The 17,044-nt window shown below is 40.5% G+C and carries 18 protein-coding genes and 1 pseudogene; 6 read left to right on the forward strand and 13 right to left on the reverse strand.

The window, feature by feature from the left end; genetic code table 11:
• The first annotated feature begins 110 nt into the window (after positions 1–110).
• Positions 111–479, forward strand: coding sequence for a helix-turn-helix domain-containing protein (locus tag IQ259_RS08840; protein WP_193883746.1), 369 nt, complete (start codon positions 111–113; stop codon positions 477–479).
• 70 nt (positions 480–549) lie between these two features.
• On the opposite strand, the gene IQ259_RS08845 is transcribed toward IQ259_RS08840, so the two are convergent.
• The 5 genes from IQ259_RS08845 to IQ259_RS08865 all read right to left on the reverse strand — a co-directional run bounded on the left by IQ259_RS08845 (position 550) and on the right by IQ259_RS08865 (position 5,521).
• The gene (locus IQ259_RS08845; protein ID WP_193883748.1) at positions 550–945 is read right to left on the reverse strand and encodes a salt stress protein, Slr1339 family; all 396 of its coding nucleotides are present in this window, start codon (positions 943–945) and stop codon (positions 550–552) included.
• A 105-nt stretch (positions 946–1,050) separates the two neighbouring features.
• Positions 1,051–1,656 (reverse strand): VWA domain-containing protein, encoded by a 606-nt coding sequence (locus IQ259_RS08850; protein ID WP_193883750.1) that lies wholly within the window; start codon positions 1,654–1,656, stop codon positions 1,051–1,053.
• Between the two features lie 71 nt (positions 1,657–1,727).
• A complete protein-coding gene (locus IQ259_RS08855) occupies positions 1,728–2,357 on the reverse strand; it encodes a VWA domain-containing protein (protein ID WP_193883850.1) in 630 nt (209 codons plus the stop codon).
• Positions 2,358–2,558: 201 nt separating this feature from the next.
• Positions 2,559–3,155 (reverse strand): hypothetical protein, encoded by a 597-nt coding sequence (locus IQ259_RS08860; RefSeq protein WP_193883752.1) that lies wholly within the window; start codon positions 3,153–3,155, stop codon positions 2,559–2,561.
• Between the two features lie 23 nt (positions 3,156–3,178).
• Entirely contained in the window at positions 3,179–5,521 is a 2,343-nt protein-coding gene (locus IQ259_RS08865) for a transglycosylase domain-containing protein (RefSeq protein WP_193883852.1), read from the reverse strand.
• 307 nt (positions 5,522–5,828) lie between these two features.
• Between IQ259_RS08865 and folK the strand changes: the two genes are divergently transcribed.
• From folK to IQ259_RS08880, 3 genes are all read left to right on the forward strand, one after another.
• A complete protein-coding gene (gene folK, locus IQ259_RS08870) occupies positions 5,829–6,365 on the forward strand; it encodes a 2-amino-4-hydroxy-6-hydroxymethyldihydropteridine diphosphokinase (RefSeq protein ID WP_339383855.1) in 537 nt (178 codons plus the stop codon).
• Positions 6,366–6,452: 87 nt separating this feature from the next.
• Positions 6,453–7,001 carry an NUDIX hydrolase gene (locus IQ259_RS08875; protein WP_193883755.1) on the forward strand — a complete coding sequence of 183 codons (549 nt, stop codon included), beginning with the start codon at positions 6,453–6,455 and terminating at the stop codon, positions 6,999–7,001.
• A gap of 118 nt (positions 7,002–7,119) precedes the next feature.
• Positions 7,120–7,782, forward strand: a complete 663-nt coding sequence (locus IQ259_RS08880; protein ID WP_193883757.1) for a tetratricopeptide repeat protein — start codon at positions 7,120–7,122, stop codon at positions 7,780–7,782.
• A 204-nt stretch (positions 7,783–7,986) separates the two neighbouring features.
• Here the strand turns inward: IQ259_RS08880 and IQ259_RS08885 are convergent, their stop codons facing one another.
• From IQ259_RS08885 to IQ259_RS08905, 5 genes are all read right to left on the reverse strand, one after another.
• Positions 7,987–8,640, reverse strand: coding sequence for an HAD family hydrolase (locus IQ259_RS08885; RefSeq protein WP_193883759.1), 654 nt, complete (start codon positions 8,638–8,640; stop codon positions 7,987–7,989).
• A gap of 45 nt (positions 8,641–8,685) precedes the next feature.
• Entirely contained in the window at positions 8,686–9,876 is a 1,191-nt protein-coding gene (locus IQ259_RS08890) for an NAD(P)/FAD-dependent oxidoreductase (RefSeq protein WP_193883761.1), read from the reverse strand.
• A gap of 41 nt (positions 9,877–9,917) precedes the next feature.
• Complete coding sequence (locus IQ259_RS08895; RefSeq protein ID WP_193883763.1) at positions 9,918–10,490, reverse strand: GNAT family N-acetyltransferase; 573 nt, start codon at positions 10,488–10,490, stop codon at positions 9,918–9,920.
• 195 nt (positions 10,491–10,685) lie between these two features.
• A complete protein-coding gene (locus IQ259_RS08900) occupies positions 10,686–10,931 on the reverse strand; it encodes a ChaB family protein (protein ID WP_193883765.1) in 246 nt (81 codons plus the stop codon).
• Between the two features lie 190 nt (positions 10,932–11,121).
• Positions 11,122–12,750 carry a DUF655 domain-containing protein gene (locus IQ259_RS08905; protein ID WP_193883767.1) on the reverse strand — a complete coding sequence of 543 codons (1,629 nt, stop codon included), beginning with the start codon at positions 12,748–12,750 and terminating at the stop codon, positions 11,122–11,124.
• 215 nt (positions 12,751–12,965) lie between these two features.
• On the opposite strand from IQ259_RS08905, the gene IQ259_RS08910 reads away from it, so the two are divergent.
• Positions 12,966–14,135, forward strand: coding sequence for a cysteine desulfurase family protein (locus IQ259_RS08910; protein ID WP_193883769.1), 1,170 nt, complete (start codon positions 12,966–12,968; stop codon positions 14,133–14,135).
• A 6-nt stretch (positions 14,136–14,141) separates the two neighbouring features.
• Here IQ259_RS08910 and IQ259_RS08915 read toward each other — a convergent pair whose 3' ends face one another.
• Entirely contained in the window at positions 14,142–14,909 is a 768-nt protein-coding gene (locus IQ259_RS08915; RefSeq protein ID WP_193883771.1) for a Uma2 family endonuclease, read from the reverse strand.
• A gap of 136 nt (positions 14,910–15,045) precedes the next feature.
• Between IQ259_RS08915 and IQ259_RS08920 the strand changes: the two are divergent.
• Positions 15,046–15,258, forward strand: a pseudogene (locus IQ259_RS08920) (Uma2 family endonuclease); the annotation flags it as partial.
• A 4-nt stretch (positions 15,259–15,262) separates the two neighbouring features.
• Here the strand turns inward: IQ259_RS08920 and IQ259_RS08925 are convergent.
• Complete coding sequence (locus IQ259_RS08925) at positions 15,263–16,006, reverse strand: Uma2 family endonuclease (protein ID WP_193883778.1); 744 nt, start codon at positions 16,004–16,006, stop codon at positions 15,263–15,265.
• Between the two features lie 78 nt (positions 16,007–16,084).
• On the reverse strand, positions 16,085–17,044 hold the full coding sequence (locus tag IQ259_RS08930) for a hypothetical protein (protein ID WP_193883780.1): 960 nt from the start codon (positions 17,042–17,044) through the stop codon (positions 16,085–16,087).

The raw sequence follows: 17,044 nt of genomic DNA on the forward strand, positions 1-17,044 counted from the left end.
TCTGCGCTGATAGGGGATGTAATAAATAACTTGCCGAATAGACTTTAAACTAAATACAGTTGATCTGGAAAGTACGCACTTAAAAGTAAGGTACTTACTAAAAAGTAACTATGAAAGCTGAAGCAGAAAATGATCGCAGGCTAACTTGTGAAGTGGAAACTACCCTCAAGGTAATTGGCGGACGCTGGAAAGTTTTAATTATTAGAGAATTAATTGCTGGTGTCAAACGCTTTGGTGAATTACAACGAGCCTTACCTGGAATTACGCAAAAGATGTTGACTCAGCAACTTAGAGAAATGGAAGAAGATGGCATAGTACATCGACAAGTGTATGCACAAATCCCTCCAAAAGTAGAATATTCACTGACAACCTTGGGAGAAAGTCTAAAACCCATTCTTTATGCTATGCACGAATGGGCTGTTGAGCATTTATCTCATATCAACAATGAAAGGGAACAGGGAATAGGGAACAGGGAATAGTGGTAGCGACAGTGAAATCTAACAGTATCAATATCTTCGTCTACCTCTAATCTGACTTCTAAATTCTTCTTCAATTGTTATTTTGTAAATATTCAATTGTTGCTGCTAATTTTGAGGGATAGCCTTCAGTAAATCTCTCAAACCACAGTCCTTCTGGTGAAAAAGGATCTAATTTTTCTAACCATTCTTGTGCTGGTTTTTGTAAAGCTTCTAGTTGTTGGGCTTTAATTTTTTCTTGTCGAATGCGTTCTTGTTCTTGTTCTTGTTGTCTTCGCAACTCCTCAGCTGCTTCTTGCGCTTCGACATCAGCCTTTACTTCTGCCAAAATATTATCAATGATAGATTGTGATTGAGGTAGCGGTTGGATAAATGGTGTTTCTAAATCTGGTTTTGGCTGTTGTATTGCGGGTTTTGCTGGATCATATTCCGCTTTTAATTGAGCTAATAATTTATCAATAGAGTCCATTATTTTAATTCGTAATTCGTAGTTCGTAGTTCGTAATTACCTTTTTGCAAAGCTTTTAGAATAATTAAGAAAGACGAAAGACTAGGGGTTAGTCTTTCGTTTAATTTAGTCATTAATGGCATTGAGTAGAACTTCTGACAAACTTAAATCTTCCATATCTTCCATTGTAATGGTGTCACAGATATCGAACTTAGCACCTGCACTTTGCAGTTCATCATCTAAGACTTTGAGAAATCGAGTAGCTTGTTGATCTGAGCCAACTTGAATAAAGGAAATTGCTAGTTCTTCATCCTTATCCATGCGGCGAGAAGCTTCAATAATTACCTTCATGACTGCTTTGCGATCGTCTGGTTCACCGTCAGTCACTACTAATATTGTTTCGCCATTCGGCTTTGTTGTGTTAGCCGTCTTGCGTTGAAAGTAATCATCTGTAGCATGTTTTAATACTGCTGCTAAGTCTGTAGTTCCAGAGGGGTCATTTTCTTGAAAAATTTGTGAAACTTTACTACTAGTTACATTTTCATAGCGTTTAAATTTTCCCGAAAATAGATAGATAGTTATGCCATCGGGATCAAATTGTTCACACTTACTAGCTAAAGCTAAAGTAGATTCTTGTGCTGCTAACCATCGGCTCCGCCCTCCTTTTTGATCTGGGGTTGCCATGCTGCCACTTTTATCAATAATTAAAGTATAGTCTCGATTGTCGAGCATAATTAAGTTCTCCTATTAATGATTTGTCATTTGTCATTTGTTAAGTTTGCCAATCATTGACTATTGACCAATCAATCTGTAATCGCATTCATCAATACATCTGCAAGACTCATGTCTTCTAAATCTTCTAAAGTGATAGTATCGCAGATATCGAATTTAGCGCCGACACTTTGCAGTTGATCATCCAAAGCTTTGAGAAATTTTGTTGCTTGTTGATCTGAACCTACTTGAATCAGAGATATTGCTAATTCTTCATCCCGCTCCATTTGACGAGTCGCTTGGATAATTACCTCAAATACGGCTTTGCGATCGTCGGGTTCACCATCGGTAATTACTAATATTGTTTCACCATTTGCCTTGGTCTTACCAGCAGCTTTACGTTGAAAATAATTATTGATTGCATCATGGAGTACACCAGCTAAGTTGGTAGTACCAGCTGGGTCATTTTCCTGGAATATCTGTGCGACTTTAGCTGATGTCACATCGTCATAACGTCTAAATCTGCCAGAAAATGTGTAAACTGTAATGCCATCTGGGTCAAATTGCTCACACTTTCTTGCTAAAGCGAGAGTAGATTCTTGAGCTATATCCCATCTACTTCTACCACCTACCTGGTCGGGTGTAGACATACTACCGCTTTTGTCCAGGATTAATGTATAGTCGCGATGTCTGTCGACAAGCCGCTGCGCGTCTACGCTCATCATAATCTTCCTCTAAATTTTTGCCCTGTGCTAAGTCTAGTCTAATGACGAAAAAGCACAAACATCAATGATTTTAGATATAAGTCAAACTACGTAACATAATTTTTATATATTCTAGGCATTGAGTCCATATTGAATGGACTCAATACTTGCAAAATTTAGCAAATTTTTTCTAAATCCTGACAGCCTTGTGAAAGCAGATCATCTCTCGCGCATCCACAGCGCCAGTCCGCCTCCACGGCCACGAGCAGCGATAAAATCTTCTGTCACCAAGAAAAACGCGAAAAATGGTAACTTACCTATGGGTTGGTTGTCAAAATCTTCAGTCTGTGTGTGACTGCCACCAAAGGGCTGATGATAAATAGTACGACCAAATAAACTAATTTGGATGTGGGTAAAGTTAAATGCTAACAGGTTTTTTTTGCCTAAATATTTGGCTGGGCCTGTGAGTTTTAATAAAACTGGCTTTAGTTGTACCTGATTGCTAATTTCTCCTCTGACTGGTGTTGTTTTACCAAAGGAAATATAAGTTGGCGTAAATTTAGTCCAATAAAAACCTTTGCCTAAAATTATTCCGCCTCGCTGTCTAGCTTTACGAGTTCCACTGGCAAAACACAGTCGCCATGTCCCTACCAGAGAATCAAAAGTGTAGCTGATTCGTTGCTGTTTGGCAGTTTTTTCGGCTTGTAATAGGGCATCAACTACCACTTTAGCTGGTGGGCGATCGCTATCTTTACCAGCTTGTGTTAGTGTGGCGACAAACTCAGGCGGAACAATGGATGGTAACTCAGCATTCATGAAAACATTTAATTTTCTTTTAACTATTGTGAAGATGCGCCTGGTCTAAGTCTATCCCGCCAGGCGGGTTGTGATCCTGAACCCGAACCTGAAGAACCCGAACTAGGACTATTTGAGGTTGAAGACGGGCGAGACCTTTGAGGTGTGGAGGAATCTGATTCAACTTGTCTGGATCTTCTTTTAGAACGCGATGGCTCTGTGGCAGAGGCATTGGAATTGTTTTCTAGAGTGCGATAGCGCCGCCGTCTTCTTGGTGTTTCTGTACTGTTGTCGTGCTGTTGATAACTGCGTCTACGTCTTCTTCTCGATGAGCCACTATTATCAGAACCGCTGGAATTTACCTCATCCTGATTGGAACTGGAACGGTTCAGCACTTTCTTGGGTTTGATGGGACGGGCTTTAATTGTGCCTTTGCGACCTTCTAACTTTGGTCTTTCGGGGAATTTTTCTATTGTCATTCCCTCTACCACTTTTGTCATAAATTCACGCCAGGTGTAGGCAGCACTGCCGCTACTCCCATAGGTGGCGCGGTTGTCATCGTTCCCTAGCCAAACTCCTGTAACTATTTGGGGGATGTAGCCAACAAACCACAAATCTCTGGCTTCATCGGAAGTACCAGTTTTACCTGCCACAGGCCGATTACCTAGTTGAGCAGCTGCACCAGTACCTTCTACGACAACATTACGGAGCATCCAAGTCATAATCGCAGCACTATCAGCATCTAGCGATCGCTGAGATTTAAAATCTGCTGACCAGATAACTTGACCTTGGCGGTTGAGGATACGACGAATGCCATGCGGCTCCACGTGTAATCCCTGAGTAGCAAAACTGCCGTAAGCGCTGGTCAATTCTAGAAGGTTGACTTCATTTGAGCCGAGAGCTAGTGAATAATTGGGATTGAGTGTTGATTTTATGCCCATATTTTGAGCTACTTTAATGGTTGGCTCAAATCCCACATCGAGCAATACTTTTAACGCAACTATATTCACAGAGCGAGTCAGAGCATCTCGCATGTTTATCTGGCCTCGGAATTTTTCACCGTAGTTTTTTGGTTCGTAGCCATCGACAATAAAAGGAGCATCTAAATAGGTATCGTAAGGGCTTTTCCCTGTAGCGATCGCCGTAGCATAGACAAATCCTTTGAATGTTGATCCTGGCTGACGCTTGGCTTGGGTGACGCGATTAAATTGGTTTTTGCCAAAGTCTTTACCCCCAACCATCGCTTTAATTTCGCCATTGCGGGGATCGATGGCTACGAGAGCTGCTTGCTTAAAGTTCTCCCAGCGCCCTTGGTTGCGTAATACTTTAGCTACTGCATCTTCAGCTGCTTTTTGCCAAGTCGGGTCTAAGCTGGTTTCTACTGTTAAACCCCCTGCTGCTATCACATCGGGAGAAACATAATTGGGCAATTCTTGCTGGACGTAACTAGTAAAGTAAGGGGATTCGACTTGTAGCCGTTTGGGCAAACTACTTTTAACTATTAGTGGTTGTTGAGTAGCTGCTTGGCTTTCGGATGTGGTAATAATTCCATCTTCCCGCATCCGTTGTAATACCTGATTGCGCCTTTGTTTGGCGGCTTCAGGATTATTTTCTGGGGAGTATAAACTTGGGGCGGGAGCCAAGCCGGCAATTGTCGCAGCTTCTGCTAAGGTAAGTTGGTCTACTGGCTTACTGAAGTAAACCCAAGCCGCATCTGCTACACCATAAGCACCTGAACCCAAATACACCAAATTGAGGTAACGCTCTAAAATCTGGTCTTTAGTAAATTCTGCCTCCATTTTTTGGGCGAGGCGGACTTCTTTAAGTTTGCGCCAAATTGTCCGCTCTTGATTGAGGAAGAGAATGCGTGTTAATTGTTGGGTGATTGTGCTACCACCTTCCACCACATTTTGCGATCGCAAGTTATTTAAACCTGCTCTCGCAATTCCTTGGGGATCGACACCTTTGTGTTGTGTAAATCTTCTATCTTCTGAGGCGATAAAGGCTTTTTTTAAATTATCTGGAATTTGTTCTATTTTTAATTGTTCTCTGGTAGCTTCCCCTTGTTGCTGGAGGATAGTACCATCAACCGCTTTAATTGTTAATGTTTGTTCTCGGACAACAGCTTGCAGTTCTGATTTATCTGGCAAAGTTTTATCTATTGAGGTGATGACGTATTTAGTAGCAACTACCCCACTACCTACAGTTAGTATTGCCCAAAACCACAACCGACGATAAAAAGGCTTCTCCCTACTGGTAAAAATGCTCACTATTCCAGATGAAACACTACCCACCCGGACAAACAGCTGCTTCACCTTTCCCAATTTGGCTGGGGGTAAGCTCTCCTCGGTGGATTCTTCGTTTTTATATTGATTTCCAGGCGACAATCGCGGTTCCTCCTTGTCAGAGTCACTCAAACTTTGTTGGTTGTTGCTTGAACCAGGAGGTGAGCTTGCCCACGTCAGTTCCTCGCTCCAAGTAATCGCAGGTTAACCGCCTAAAACACTTTTTAGGGGTTAATGAACTACGTTCGTGTTAGTATATTATCCTATAAATAATTAACTGAATTCATTGCTACATAAAATCTTATTCTCATAATTAATCATTTGATTTTGTCAAGATTAACTTCGTAATTCTATTTAATTCTTTAAAGAAAAGTTGTTAAAAGTATCCGGTCAGAATGGGGAGCAAAACATAACAAATCAGCTTAATGATAATAGGCTACAATCCCCTAATTGTAAGCGGAGTGGACGTGTAGCTTTAGCACTTGGGAGCAATCTCGGTGATTCTCAGGCAATATTAGCAGCAGCGATCGCGCATTTAAGCAGAATACCGGGAATTCAGCTAGAGGCAATATCTAGTTGGTATCAAACTAAAGCAGTAGGGCCACCACAACCAGATTATATTAATGGCGGTGCCATATTGCAGGTAGACATGGCACCGCAGTTATTATTAGATACCTTGTTAGCCACAGAACAGCAATTTGGGCGAGTCCGTCAAGAGCGCTGGGGGCCGCGATCGCTCGACTTAGACATATTGTTATACGATCAAGTTATTCTAGACACACCAAACCTGCAAATCCCTCATCCGCGGATGCGAGAGCGAGCATTTGTCTTAGTCCCACTAGCAGAGATTTCCCCAGATTGGATCGAACCAGTTTCCGGATACACGATCAAAGAGTTGGTAAAAGATGTAGACTGTTCTGATGTACATTTACTGAAGAGCAATTAAAGTCACTACCCATAAACACGCGAAACCCTGATCCCACAAATAACAACAGTGTTTATCCGTGGATTTTGAAAATATAAAACCATTACTATGCCATTAGGTAGAGAATTACCACAGCTATTAAAACAACGCCTGTTTCATAAAGGACGTAAATTTGATTTTGAAGTAAATCGCTTGCGTTTACCGAATAAATCAGAAGGAGAATGGGAATGTATTCGTCACCCAGGCGGGGCGCTGGCTGTACCTGTGACAGCCGAAGGAAAACTAGTACTCGTGCGTCAGTATCGCTTCGCAATTCAAGGACGGATACTAGAGTTTCCGGCGGGTACTGTAGAACCCAATGAAGATCCGCTAGAAACCGTACAGCGTGAAATTGAGGAAGAAACAGGCTACAGCGCTCAAAAATGGCGCAAATTGGGAGAATTTTTCCTCGCGCCTGGCTATTCTGATGAAATTATTTATGCTTTTCTGGCTCAAGATTTAGAAAAGTTAGAAACACCACCAAAACAAGACGAAGATGAAGATATTGAAACTGTGCTGTTGACTCCAGAAGAACTAGAAAAAGCAATTTTGCAAGGTGAACCAGTAGATGCTAAATCAATCTCTAGCTTTTTCCTAGCACGTCCTTTTTTAGTTTGATAGCAAGATGCTGTTAGAATTGGCGAGCAGGATGCTTCTGGCGTAAGTTTTGAATATGCCCATATTCTGGGCATATTTCAGCATATATGTTCTTGAATTGACAATATTTTTGAATTATATGAAATTTACTTTTTCTAAATCTTCGGTGTTGGCTTATACATCGTCTATTGTGCTGCTAGGTGTTGCGATGCCAATGATTACACCAATCTTGGCTTCTGGTAGTCCTGAATCCTGCAAAGCGCTTAAATCACCATATCTTTATACCGCAGCTTACTTCATAGATATGGGTCACTTTAACCAAGAGTGCGAAAATAATCCGCTCGCTGCGGTATCTTCTTTTACACAAGCAATTCGGCTCAATCCTAAAGCAGAAGAACCGTACTATCATCGTGCCAATGCTTACTATGCACTTGGAAATTATCAAGCAGCAGTGGCAGACTATACACAAGTAATTAGCCAAAATACAGGTAGGTTTGGTTTTAGTAGTGCTGCACACTGGAACAGGGCTAGGGCTTACGAACAGTTAGGTGAAAAACAGAAAGCAATTTCAGATTTAACTCGATTAATTGGTGATAGTAGCCCTAATGCTGATGAGTATTTATTAAGAGGTAAACTATACAAGGATTTAAAGAGTAAAGAAAGTGCGATCGCAGATTATAAAACCGCCGAAAAACCTTTGCAGCAATATTTAAATGGGGATTTCGGAACTGGGCCTATGAATCCCGAAAATGAAAAGAAGTTAGATAATGTCAGAAATGAATTATCACAACTAAATTCTTAATTAAAATAGTAAGTATTCAGTAGTGGCACGACTAGTCTAAGGCATTACATTATAACTTTCTTGTGGGATGGGCTTCTATCCCGTCCGGTGCAGGCTTTCCTGCCTACACCACAAGAGTTATATCTATGCGATAATTTAGCCTTGCCACGCCACTACAGTAATTTTATTTTTCCTTGATAAATAACCTCTAAATTATCTCCATACTCAAGATTTTTGTTCCCGATTTATCCATATTCCTCTCATCCCCGCAGCTTTTGCCCCTTGATAGTCTTCGATAATGCTATCGCCAATATGCCACGCTGCTTCAGGTAAACAATTGTGTTTTTCTAAAGCAACAGCAAAAATTTGGATATCAGGTTTAGCTGCACGTACCTGAGTCGAAATAGTAACCGAGGTGAAATAGTCACTTATGCCTAAACTTTGCAAAACTGAGTAAATTCGAGAATCAAAGTTAGAAATAATTCCCAGTTCAATACCCAAACGTCGCCAGTTCATTATAGATGGCAACACATCAGTATAAATAAACCACGGTTCCGCAGTGCCAAAATGAATATAAAGTTCGCTAAAGAACGCCGAAAAGTCAGAAAATTGCTTGATCACCCCAGCTGCCTCAAAGGTATTTAGGGCAATGATGCGCCACCAATCAAACTCCCGTTGAGGAATATCATGTGGTTCTGCATCTAGAAATATCGGCGGTGGCGCTGCTTTAAAACTTTGGATAAATGCTTGATTTAATCTGGCCGCAGAAACTTCTACACCAAATTCTTTAGCTATCTGACTATACACTTCGCCTACACTGCCTTTTACGCCGAAGATTGTACCAACAGCATCAAGAAAAATAACTTTCGGTCGTTCCATCAAACTGTTTGTGATTATGTATTTTGAATGTGAGATTTAAGTTGACTAAGAAAGTGTCTCTATAATAGGACGGACTAGCCAATTAAAACCAACTTTGAGTTGATGTTCTAAAGTTGGCATCCGATACAGATAGGCAAGACGACGGGCAACATATCCTAAAGAACCGTCTAGTTTAATTCCTAATCCAGTCAGAGTCGCGTTGTCTGTTCCCAGTGCCATCATTTCTCCTAGCTTTTGATAGCGGAAGGGTAGCAATGGGCGCTGAGTCAGAGATGCCCAGATATTCCAAGCAGTATAATCGGCTTGTTGAAAGGCCGCTTGGGCTGTGGCAGGAATTTGCTGATCTTCTGCATCACGACAGTCGGCTAAATCCCCCAAGGCAAAAATTTCTGGGTGGTCAAGAACTTGTAGGGTAGGTGTAGTACTAATTTGATGACGCTGATTTTGCTTGAAAGGTAGGTTTCTGACTACAGGGACTACTCGTGTGCCTACAGTCCAAATTACTAAGTCTACAGGAATTGTATCTATCTGATTTTTGTATTCTAGTGAGATTGTATCCGCACCGATTGATTCGACTTTGGTTTCCAAATCAAGAAATACACCTCGTGCATCTAAGGCTTTTTTTGCAGATTCGCGGTTAAATTCTGGTGAGGTGCGTAAAATTTGGTCACTGATTTCAATTAACCGCAAGCGTCCTTTATCCCCTAGTCTGTCGGCTAATTTACAAGCTAGTTCGACACCACTGTAACCAGCCCCAACGATCGCCACACGAATTTTATCACTATCGGATTCTTCCAAAATTCGCAGGCGTTCTTCTAGGTAATAAGCATCAGCGATGGTGCGGAAGGGGTGGGCGTAGGATGTAGCACCAGGAACCATATCTAGTGGTGTTTCTCCGCCTAAAGCCAGCACTAATCGGTCGTAGGCAATTTCTGGGCCGTTTTGTAATTGTACCCGTTGTTGGTCAGTATCAATTCCCGAAACAACGGCTTGGTAAAAGCGCACACCTGTACCTTGGAGGAGTTCGGCGAAGGGGGGAGCAATTTCCCAAGTTTGCAGTTCACCTGTGAGTAATTCGTAGAGTAAGGGGGAAAATAAAAAGCGATCGCTTTGATCTACCAGTACAATTTCGGGTTTTTGCTGAGATTCCCAAGGTAACTGGCTTAAGCGCAGAGCAGTGTAGAGACCACCAAAGCCTCCACCAAGGATTACAATTCTGTTAGTTTGTTTAGTCATCGTTTGTATAGGACGGTCAATCCCAGCAGGGCAACTACCTCTCAGTGTAATGATTTATTTCGTTCTATGGCCATCAACCAGCAATCAGAGTATTTTCCTTCGTGCAGTTCATGAGCCGGTAATAGCTTGACTTTTACAAAACCACATTTTTCATAGCAGCGGATAGCGCGGATATTATCAACGTGCGGGTCGATGACAATCTTATCAGCTGACAACACCTCAAAAAGATAGTTTATGGATATCGATAAAATTTTTGTCCCAATTCCCTGATTCCAATAATTCGTTTCACCAATAAACAAATCAACACCATAGACATTATCAGTTTGTTCTAGGTGATACATTTGCCTATCGGTTTCTTGTAAGTGAAGAAGTGAATAATACTGCAAGTAACCAATAGGAAGATGCTGATAGTAGATCAGGCAGGGATTTACTGGTTCATCTCCCATAACTAAGGGTTTGTATGTTTCTATAATCCTGTCTAGGGAAAAAGAATTATCTCTACCTTCGTAAAAATTCAATACTTTGTCATCAGTTAACCATTTAGTCATTAACTGATAATCTTCGATTTCATTCTGCATCAACCGAATTTTGATTTCATCTTTTTGAATCAACATTTACGTGTATAAGTAAGTGTGAAAATTATTGATATATTACACTTTTCTAAAGCAAAAAGCGATTTGCAATTAATACAAAGCGCTTTTGTATGCAGTAAATTCTTAATTAAATTTACTTAATTATGCTGGAATGCACAATTTTTTGAACAACGATGAACGTTTCAAAACTTCTGTCTCCAGCATTATTTTAGCGAATTAATTACCGCCAGAAGTGATGGCTTTATTATGTACTGCTGGGTCTTCAGGCTTTCTGTGCCATTCGCCATTTTTGCCTTGTTCATATTCGTTTCTAACACTATTCCAAGCAACATTATTGGCACCTTCTTCGCTCAAACCATCACTTTGAGCAGCATTAAAAGCTGCAAAGAAAATCTGCTGGGCGTGTTGAGGAAGTTTTTCTTGAATATCTTGAGGTAATTCTTCTATTTTGTTATAAGCCATAAACCACTTCCCGTAAAGTTGACATGAGTACATCCTAAAAAATTTATGAATGTAACTTCCTCTTACTTTTAGTAGAAATAAGTCAACAGAAATATTTATCTTTCAAAAACAAGCGATCGCATCTATTAAAACTGCTTTTTCTGGTGCATAATGCAAATATAAATAACAAATCAAATGTCAAACAAATATATTAAAAAGTTACATAATCACGCCATTTATCCAGCATCTTTGTACTCACACCCGAAACTTGTTCTAAATCTTGTAGTGATGTAAATTTTTGTTGTTGACGGGCTAAAATTATTTTCTGTGCTAATTTTTTGCCTACACCAGGAAGACTATCTAATTCTGCGATACTGGCTGTATTGAGATTGATTTTTTGAATTATTTGATTTTGGCTTGATGTTGGCGTAATTATCTTCGGGCATTTTTTGGCTTCTGCTTGGATTTTTGCCTGAATTGCTGATGGTAAACCGAGTTGAGCTTTGGCATAAAGACGGGCAAATTCTCTGATATAATGAGCAGCAACTTTAGGATTATCGATAACTATCAATGTTTCATCGTTACCATTGTTAGCTGCATCTGACCAATTATGTGAACCAGTGATGACTATTTGGTTATCAATTACAGCAAGTTTATGATGTAATAAATCGCCTTTAGCTAACACAGGTACGCCGACACTAGTAATGGTACTTTGCCAAGGTTTATTATCAATTTCATGTTTACATTGATTACTCAAAGCAACTCCCATCATATCCAAGGCTTCACTATAAGGACGATAGGCAAATTGGGAATCAATTAAAGCTCGAATAGCTACACTTTGTTGATGGCGATGTTCTAACATATTGGCAAGTTGCTGTTCGGAAAATACAAACAATGCCATATCAATAGATTTGGTAGCAGAATTTAAAGTTTCACCAATTAAACCATTACTAGTTTTACTCCAAGGTTGAGTGGGAGAAGCCGGAGAAAATTGAACTGTAATTTTATTGTCACCTAAAGAGATTGTTGTTGGAGAACGCAGCGGTTTTTTTACGCCAAATTGACTATCTAGCTTACCTCCAGAACCATCACCCCACATAATGTTAAACTCTTCGGTAAAAACAGATGCTAATTCTGGACTATCAATTTTTAGCAAATTATTGTCATTACCTAAACTGCTGAGATTTGTAAAATCACCAGAAGTATCACTGAGGGTAAAATTTGCCGAAGTAACAATCACAATGCGATTATCGACAATCACAAATTTGTGGTGCATCAAGCTACTACCTTTAGAACCATCAGCTTGATCATCAATCCAAGGAATTTTGGCGTTTTGTAAAATTATCAATGCGTCTCTTTGATTAATTTCCTCTGGACTGAGTTTGTTATCTTTGTTTAGGTCGATAAATTGGTGAAATTCGTTGTACCTTTCTCGTTCTCTAGTGGCTAATTTTTTAATTTCACTTGGTGTAAAGCTACTCCAAGGGCGACTATAAGTATTTTCTAAAATTACCCTAACTTTCACGCCAGCTTTTTGTTTATTTACTAAGGCTTGGGCAACCTTGGGTAAACGTAATTCTTGCACAGCTATATCTACTGTAGAATTAGCTTGAGAAATAGCATCAATAATGATTTTTTCTAAGTCGTCTCCCCGTCGTGTTAGCTGACGGTAAGATTCTTGATATTCTGAAGATTCAGAATGATTTAAATAAACTTGAACTAATGGATCTTGCGGTAAAGGTGATAATCCTTTATGAGATGTTTTGGCTTGTTGACAAGCAGTGATGGTCAAGATTAAGACAAATAGCCAAAAATACCTTTGTTTACGAAAAATTTGCACTGTAATCTGTTAAAAGTGAATTGGGAGTGAACAGATATATAGTTCCCAAAATACAGTCCGCCAATTTAAAGAGGGAAACAGCTTGATCAACAGTCAAAAAATCCTCCCATTGATGCACAGTACTTCACATTTTCTCAAGATTTAACTAGAGAACTATCTGTGATGAAAATAATAAGTAGCTCTTTGCTAGTGTTTTTCCGCTCAAGTGTTGTGATATGCAAATATATTTAGATTACAGTGCTACTACTCCAACTCGCCCAGAAGCGATCGCAGCAATGCAAGCAGTCCTCACTCAACAGTGGGGAAATCCTTCTAGTTTGCATGAGTGGGGACAACGGGCTGCAACAGTTCTCGAACAAGCCAGAGTTCAAGTTGCAGACTTAATAAACGCTGTTAATCCAGAATCAATTATTTTTACGGCTGGCGGTACGGAAGCCGATAATTTGGCAATTATTGGTGTTGCTAGGTTATATCCTGTACCACAACACATCATTATTTCTAGTGTGGAGCATTCCGCCATTTCGGAAACGGTACAGATGCTAAAAATGTGGGGTTGGGAAGTTACACGCTTGGGAGTGGATACCCAAGGGAGAGTTAACCCCTTAGATTTAAAGGCTGCATTGCGACATAACACCGTATTGGTTTCAATAATTTACGGACAAAGTGAAGTTGGGACAGTCCAACCTATTACCGAATTGGGCAATATAGCGCGATCGCATGGGGCTATATTCCACACCGATGCAGTGCAAGTGGCGGGACGTTTACCCATTGATGTGCAGACATTACCAGTCGATTTACTCAGCATTTCCAGCCATAAAATCTACGGGCCACAAGGTGTAGGGGCATTGTATATCCGTCCTAGTGTGAAATTAATGCCTTTGTTAATCGGTGGTGGACAAGAAATGGGAATGCGTTCTGGTACGCAAGCTGTCCCGATAATTGCCGGATTTGGTGTCGCCGCAGAATTAGCAGCGAAAGAACTAGCAACAGAAACACCGAGATTAATTCAGTTGCGCGATCGCTTGTTTGCTTTGTTAGCAGATGTTCCCGGTTTAATTCCCACAGGCGATCGCATCCATCGTTTACCTCATCATGTCAGTTTCTGTCTCGAATACGCCGATGGAGAAAAACTCAGCGGTAAAACTTTGGTACGACAATTAAATTTAGCTGGTATTGGCATTAGTGCTGGTGCAGCCTGTCATAGCGGTAAACTCAGCCCTAGTCCGATACTTTTAGCTATGGGCTATTCCCAAACAGCAGCTTTAGGCGGAATTCGTATGACACTGGGACGTGACACAACCGCAGCAGATATCGATTGGACTGCGATCGTGTTGAAGCAGGTTTTAGAAAGAATCACACCAGATATTATCTTAGCTACACGCTGAGATAAATTAAATTTCTGGTTCAACACCGAGAGCGCGCAATTGAGCAATTAGGCGATCGTTTCGTTGACGTTCCTGTTCTGCTCGTTGACGTTCCTGTTCCGCCCGTTGACGTTCCTGTTCCGCTCGTTCTTCACCAGTCAACAACAAATTACCTTGCAAATCCCACCAGCGCAGCCAAGGTAATTCCGCATTCTGATATTCTCCCTGCCATATACCTAACTCGACTCCCAAGGGTGTAATAAGATAATGTCCGCGCTCATTTGTTAATAACGGCTGATATTGCCCCCCAATGAATTCATAGACTTCCACACTAGCTTTCTTCACTTCATAAATGCCATAAAAAGGAGGACGAATCACCTGCTCATAAATCCAAAACTTCCCCTTCCAAGGGGTTTTGTCTCGTTCTTCCTTACCATCCCCAGAGACAAACTCCAAAGCAATTAACGGGGCGATGTATTCTCGCCACAGTACATAAGACCTCCGTGTTTGACCATCAAGCAAGGGCGGTACATTTCCTGCATAAAACCAATCCGGTGCTTCTGCACCTTTTTCTGGAGGATCAGTCAAGCGCCAGTAAATACCTAAATCCTGACCAATACAATATTGACCGTCAGGATGTAATTTTTTGAGTATAGGTGTAATCGAGTCAGTTAGTAAAATGCTTTGGGGGTGTTCTTGCCAATTTTTCACGAAAGTGCCATCAGACTCTGGTAGCTGCGTGTGGTCTGGGAAAGGGGTGAATTCTTCAGTAGCTCGATTGATTGCAGAGGTCATAAAACACCTTTGCAGGAATAATGGGTTGCTTTTTAGTTTAGCAATGAAAAGGCGGAAAGACTTTTCACCAAACATCATACTTCACTGCTACGCTAAACTGATAGCAATGAGAACCCAATACTAAGGTTGGTTATAGAGTCAGCAGCTAGATTTATATTTGGGTGTTTATCAAGATAAATTACGCTTTTTTAGGGCTGGAGGTGAATTAGTCCCCACACCAGAAGAAGTCGCATATCAAGAAAAACAACACGCCGAACAAGAAAAACAACGTGCGGAACAAGAGAAACAACGCAGCGATCGCTTGGCCGCAAAACTGCAAGAATTAGGTATTGACCCAGATTCTATTTAGTCGATTATACTTCTGGTTCAACACCGAGAGCGCGCAATTGAGCCGCTAGGCGATCGGCTCTTTGACTTTCCTGTTCTGCTCGTTGACGTTCTTGTTCTGCTCTTTCTTCACCAGTCAACAACAAATTACCTTGCAAATCCCACCAACGCAACCAAGGTAATTCCATATTTTGATACTCTCCCTGCCATATACCTAATTCGACTCCCAAAGGAGTTATAAGATAATGACCTCGTTCATTTGGCGATAATAACTGATATTGCCCACCAATTAATTCATAAACTTCTATGCTGGCTTTATTTACTTCATAAATTCCGTAAAAAGCTGGATGAATTACTTGTTCATATATCCAAAATTTACCCTTCCAAGGGGTTTTGTCTCGTTCCTCACTTCCATCGCCAGAGACAAATTCTAAAGCAATTAATGGAGCGATAAACTCTCGCCACAACACATAAGACCTGCGTGTTTGACCATCCAGCAGAGGCGGCACATTTCCTACGTAAAACCAATCCGGTGCTTCTGCACCTTTCTCTGGGGGATCAGTTAAGCGCCAGTAAATACCGCTATCTTGACCGATACAGTATTGCCCATCAGGATGACGTTTTTGTAATATTGGTTTAATCGAGTTGGTAAGTAGAATGCTTTGGGGATGTTCTTGGAAGTTTTTCACGAAAGTACCGTCTGACTCCGGTAGCTGCGTATGGTCGGGAAATGGGGTGAGGTCAGTGTCTAGATTGGTTGCAGAGGTCATAAGATTACCTTTGCAGGATTAAGGGTTGCTTTTTAGTTTAACAAGATAAGGGTAGAAAGGGCGATCGCAGTGTTTATGCTAAGTTCTATATTTCACAGTAGGAAGATGACGACCAACATAGCCAATAAAGACTTTTCCTGGTTCTTTAGGAAAGAAGTGAATTCGCCAGTTACAAAACTTCAATTTAACGTGTCGTTCAAATAAGCGTTCTTTGCCATCAGGACAAATAAAAGCTCTTTGTTTGCCATATTTATTCAATGTTGCTTCACTTTCTCCTGACTCATCAAGAGCATAACCTTCTACATTGAATGCTCCAGTCTTCCAGTTTTTGCAACAGTTTTGAAGCTCAAATAATGTTTTGACAACAGATTGTAATTCTAATTGTCTAGTACGGATATTTGTTAACTGTTTACCAACAGCATTACAAAATTCTAAGTCAGGAAACAATTCTTCTCTTCTATCCCAAAGATCATCGCCATTCAATACTCTGGTACGAATGCGGTTTTTTATCCATTCTGCGTGTTCATGTACATGGTGATCGCGGCTTGCATGAAAAATTTCTAAAGTTTCTTTTACTATATCTTCATCTTCGTTAATTTGTATAGCCTCGATTTCTAAGCGGCTTAAATTCCAGCATTTGTTAGATAAAAAACTTACTGCGACTGCATCAAGTAAATGAGCTATACCAAGTCCAATTGCTAGTTCTCCCTGATAATAGAATTCACATAACCCAGAATTATTTTCAATATCTTGAATAGCTGAATTTGATAAATCTAGTGATAAAGGTGCTTTAATAGCAAGAGCCTTGATAAAGCCTCGCTCTAATTGATCTGCCTCATTTAACCAACGACGTAAAGGATAATTAGGAGCCAGCATAATTGTATGAAAATTTTCCTTAGAACGAAGACTTACCTTGATACCTTGTGCTGTAAAGGTTTTAATGGTCCTAATTAACTCAGACATCCATTGGTGTGCTATTCGCTCATTTGGAGCTAGATTTTGCAGAGATAACTCATTTAATATTAAATCAAGCTCCAC

The organism is Fortiea sp. LEGE XX443 (genome assembly GCF_015206815.1).
Taxonomy (GTDB): Bacteria; Cyanobacteriota; Cyanobacteriia; order Cyanobacteriales; family Nostocaceae; genus Nostoc_B.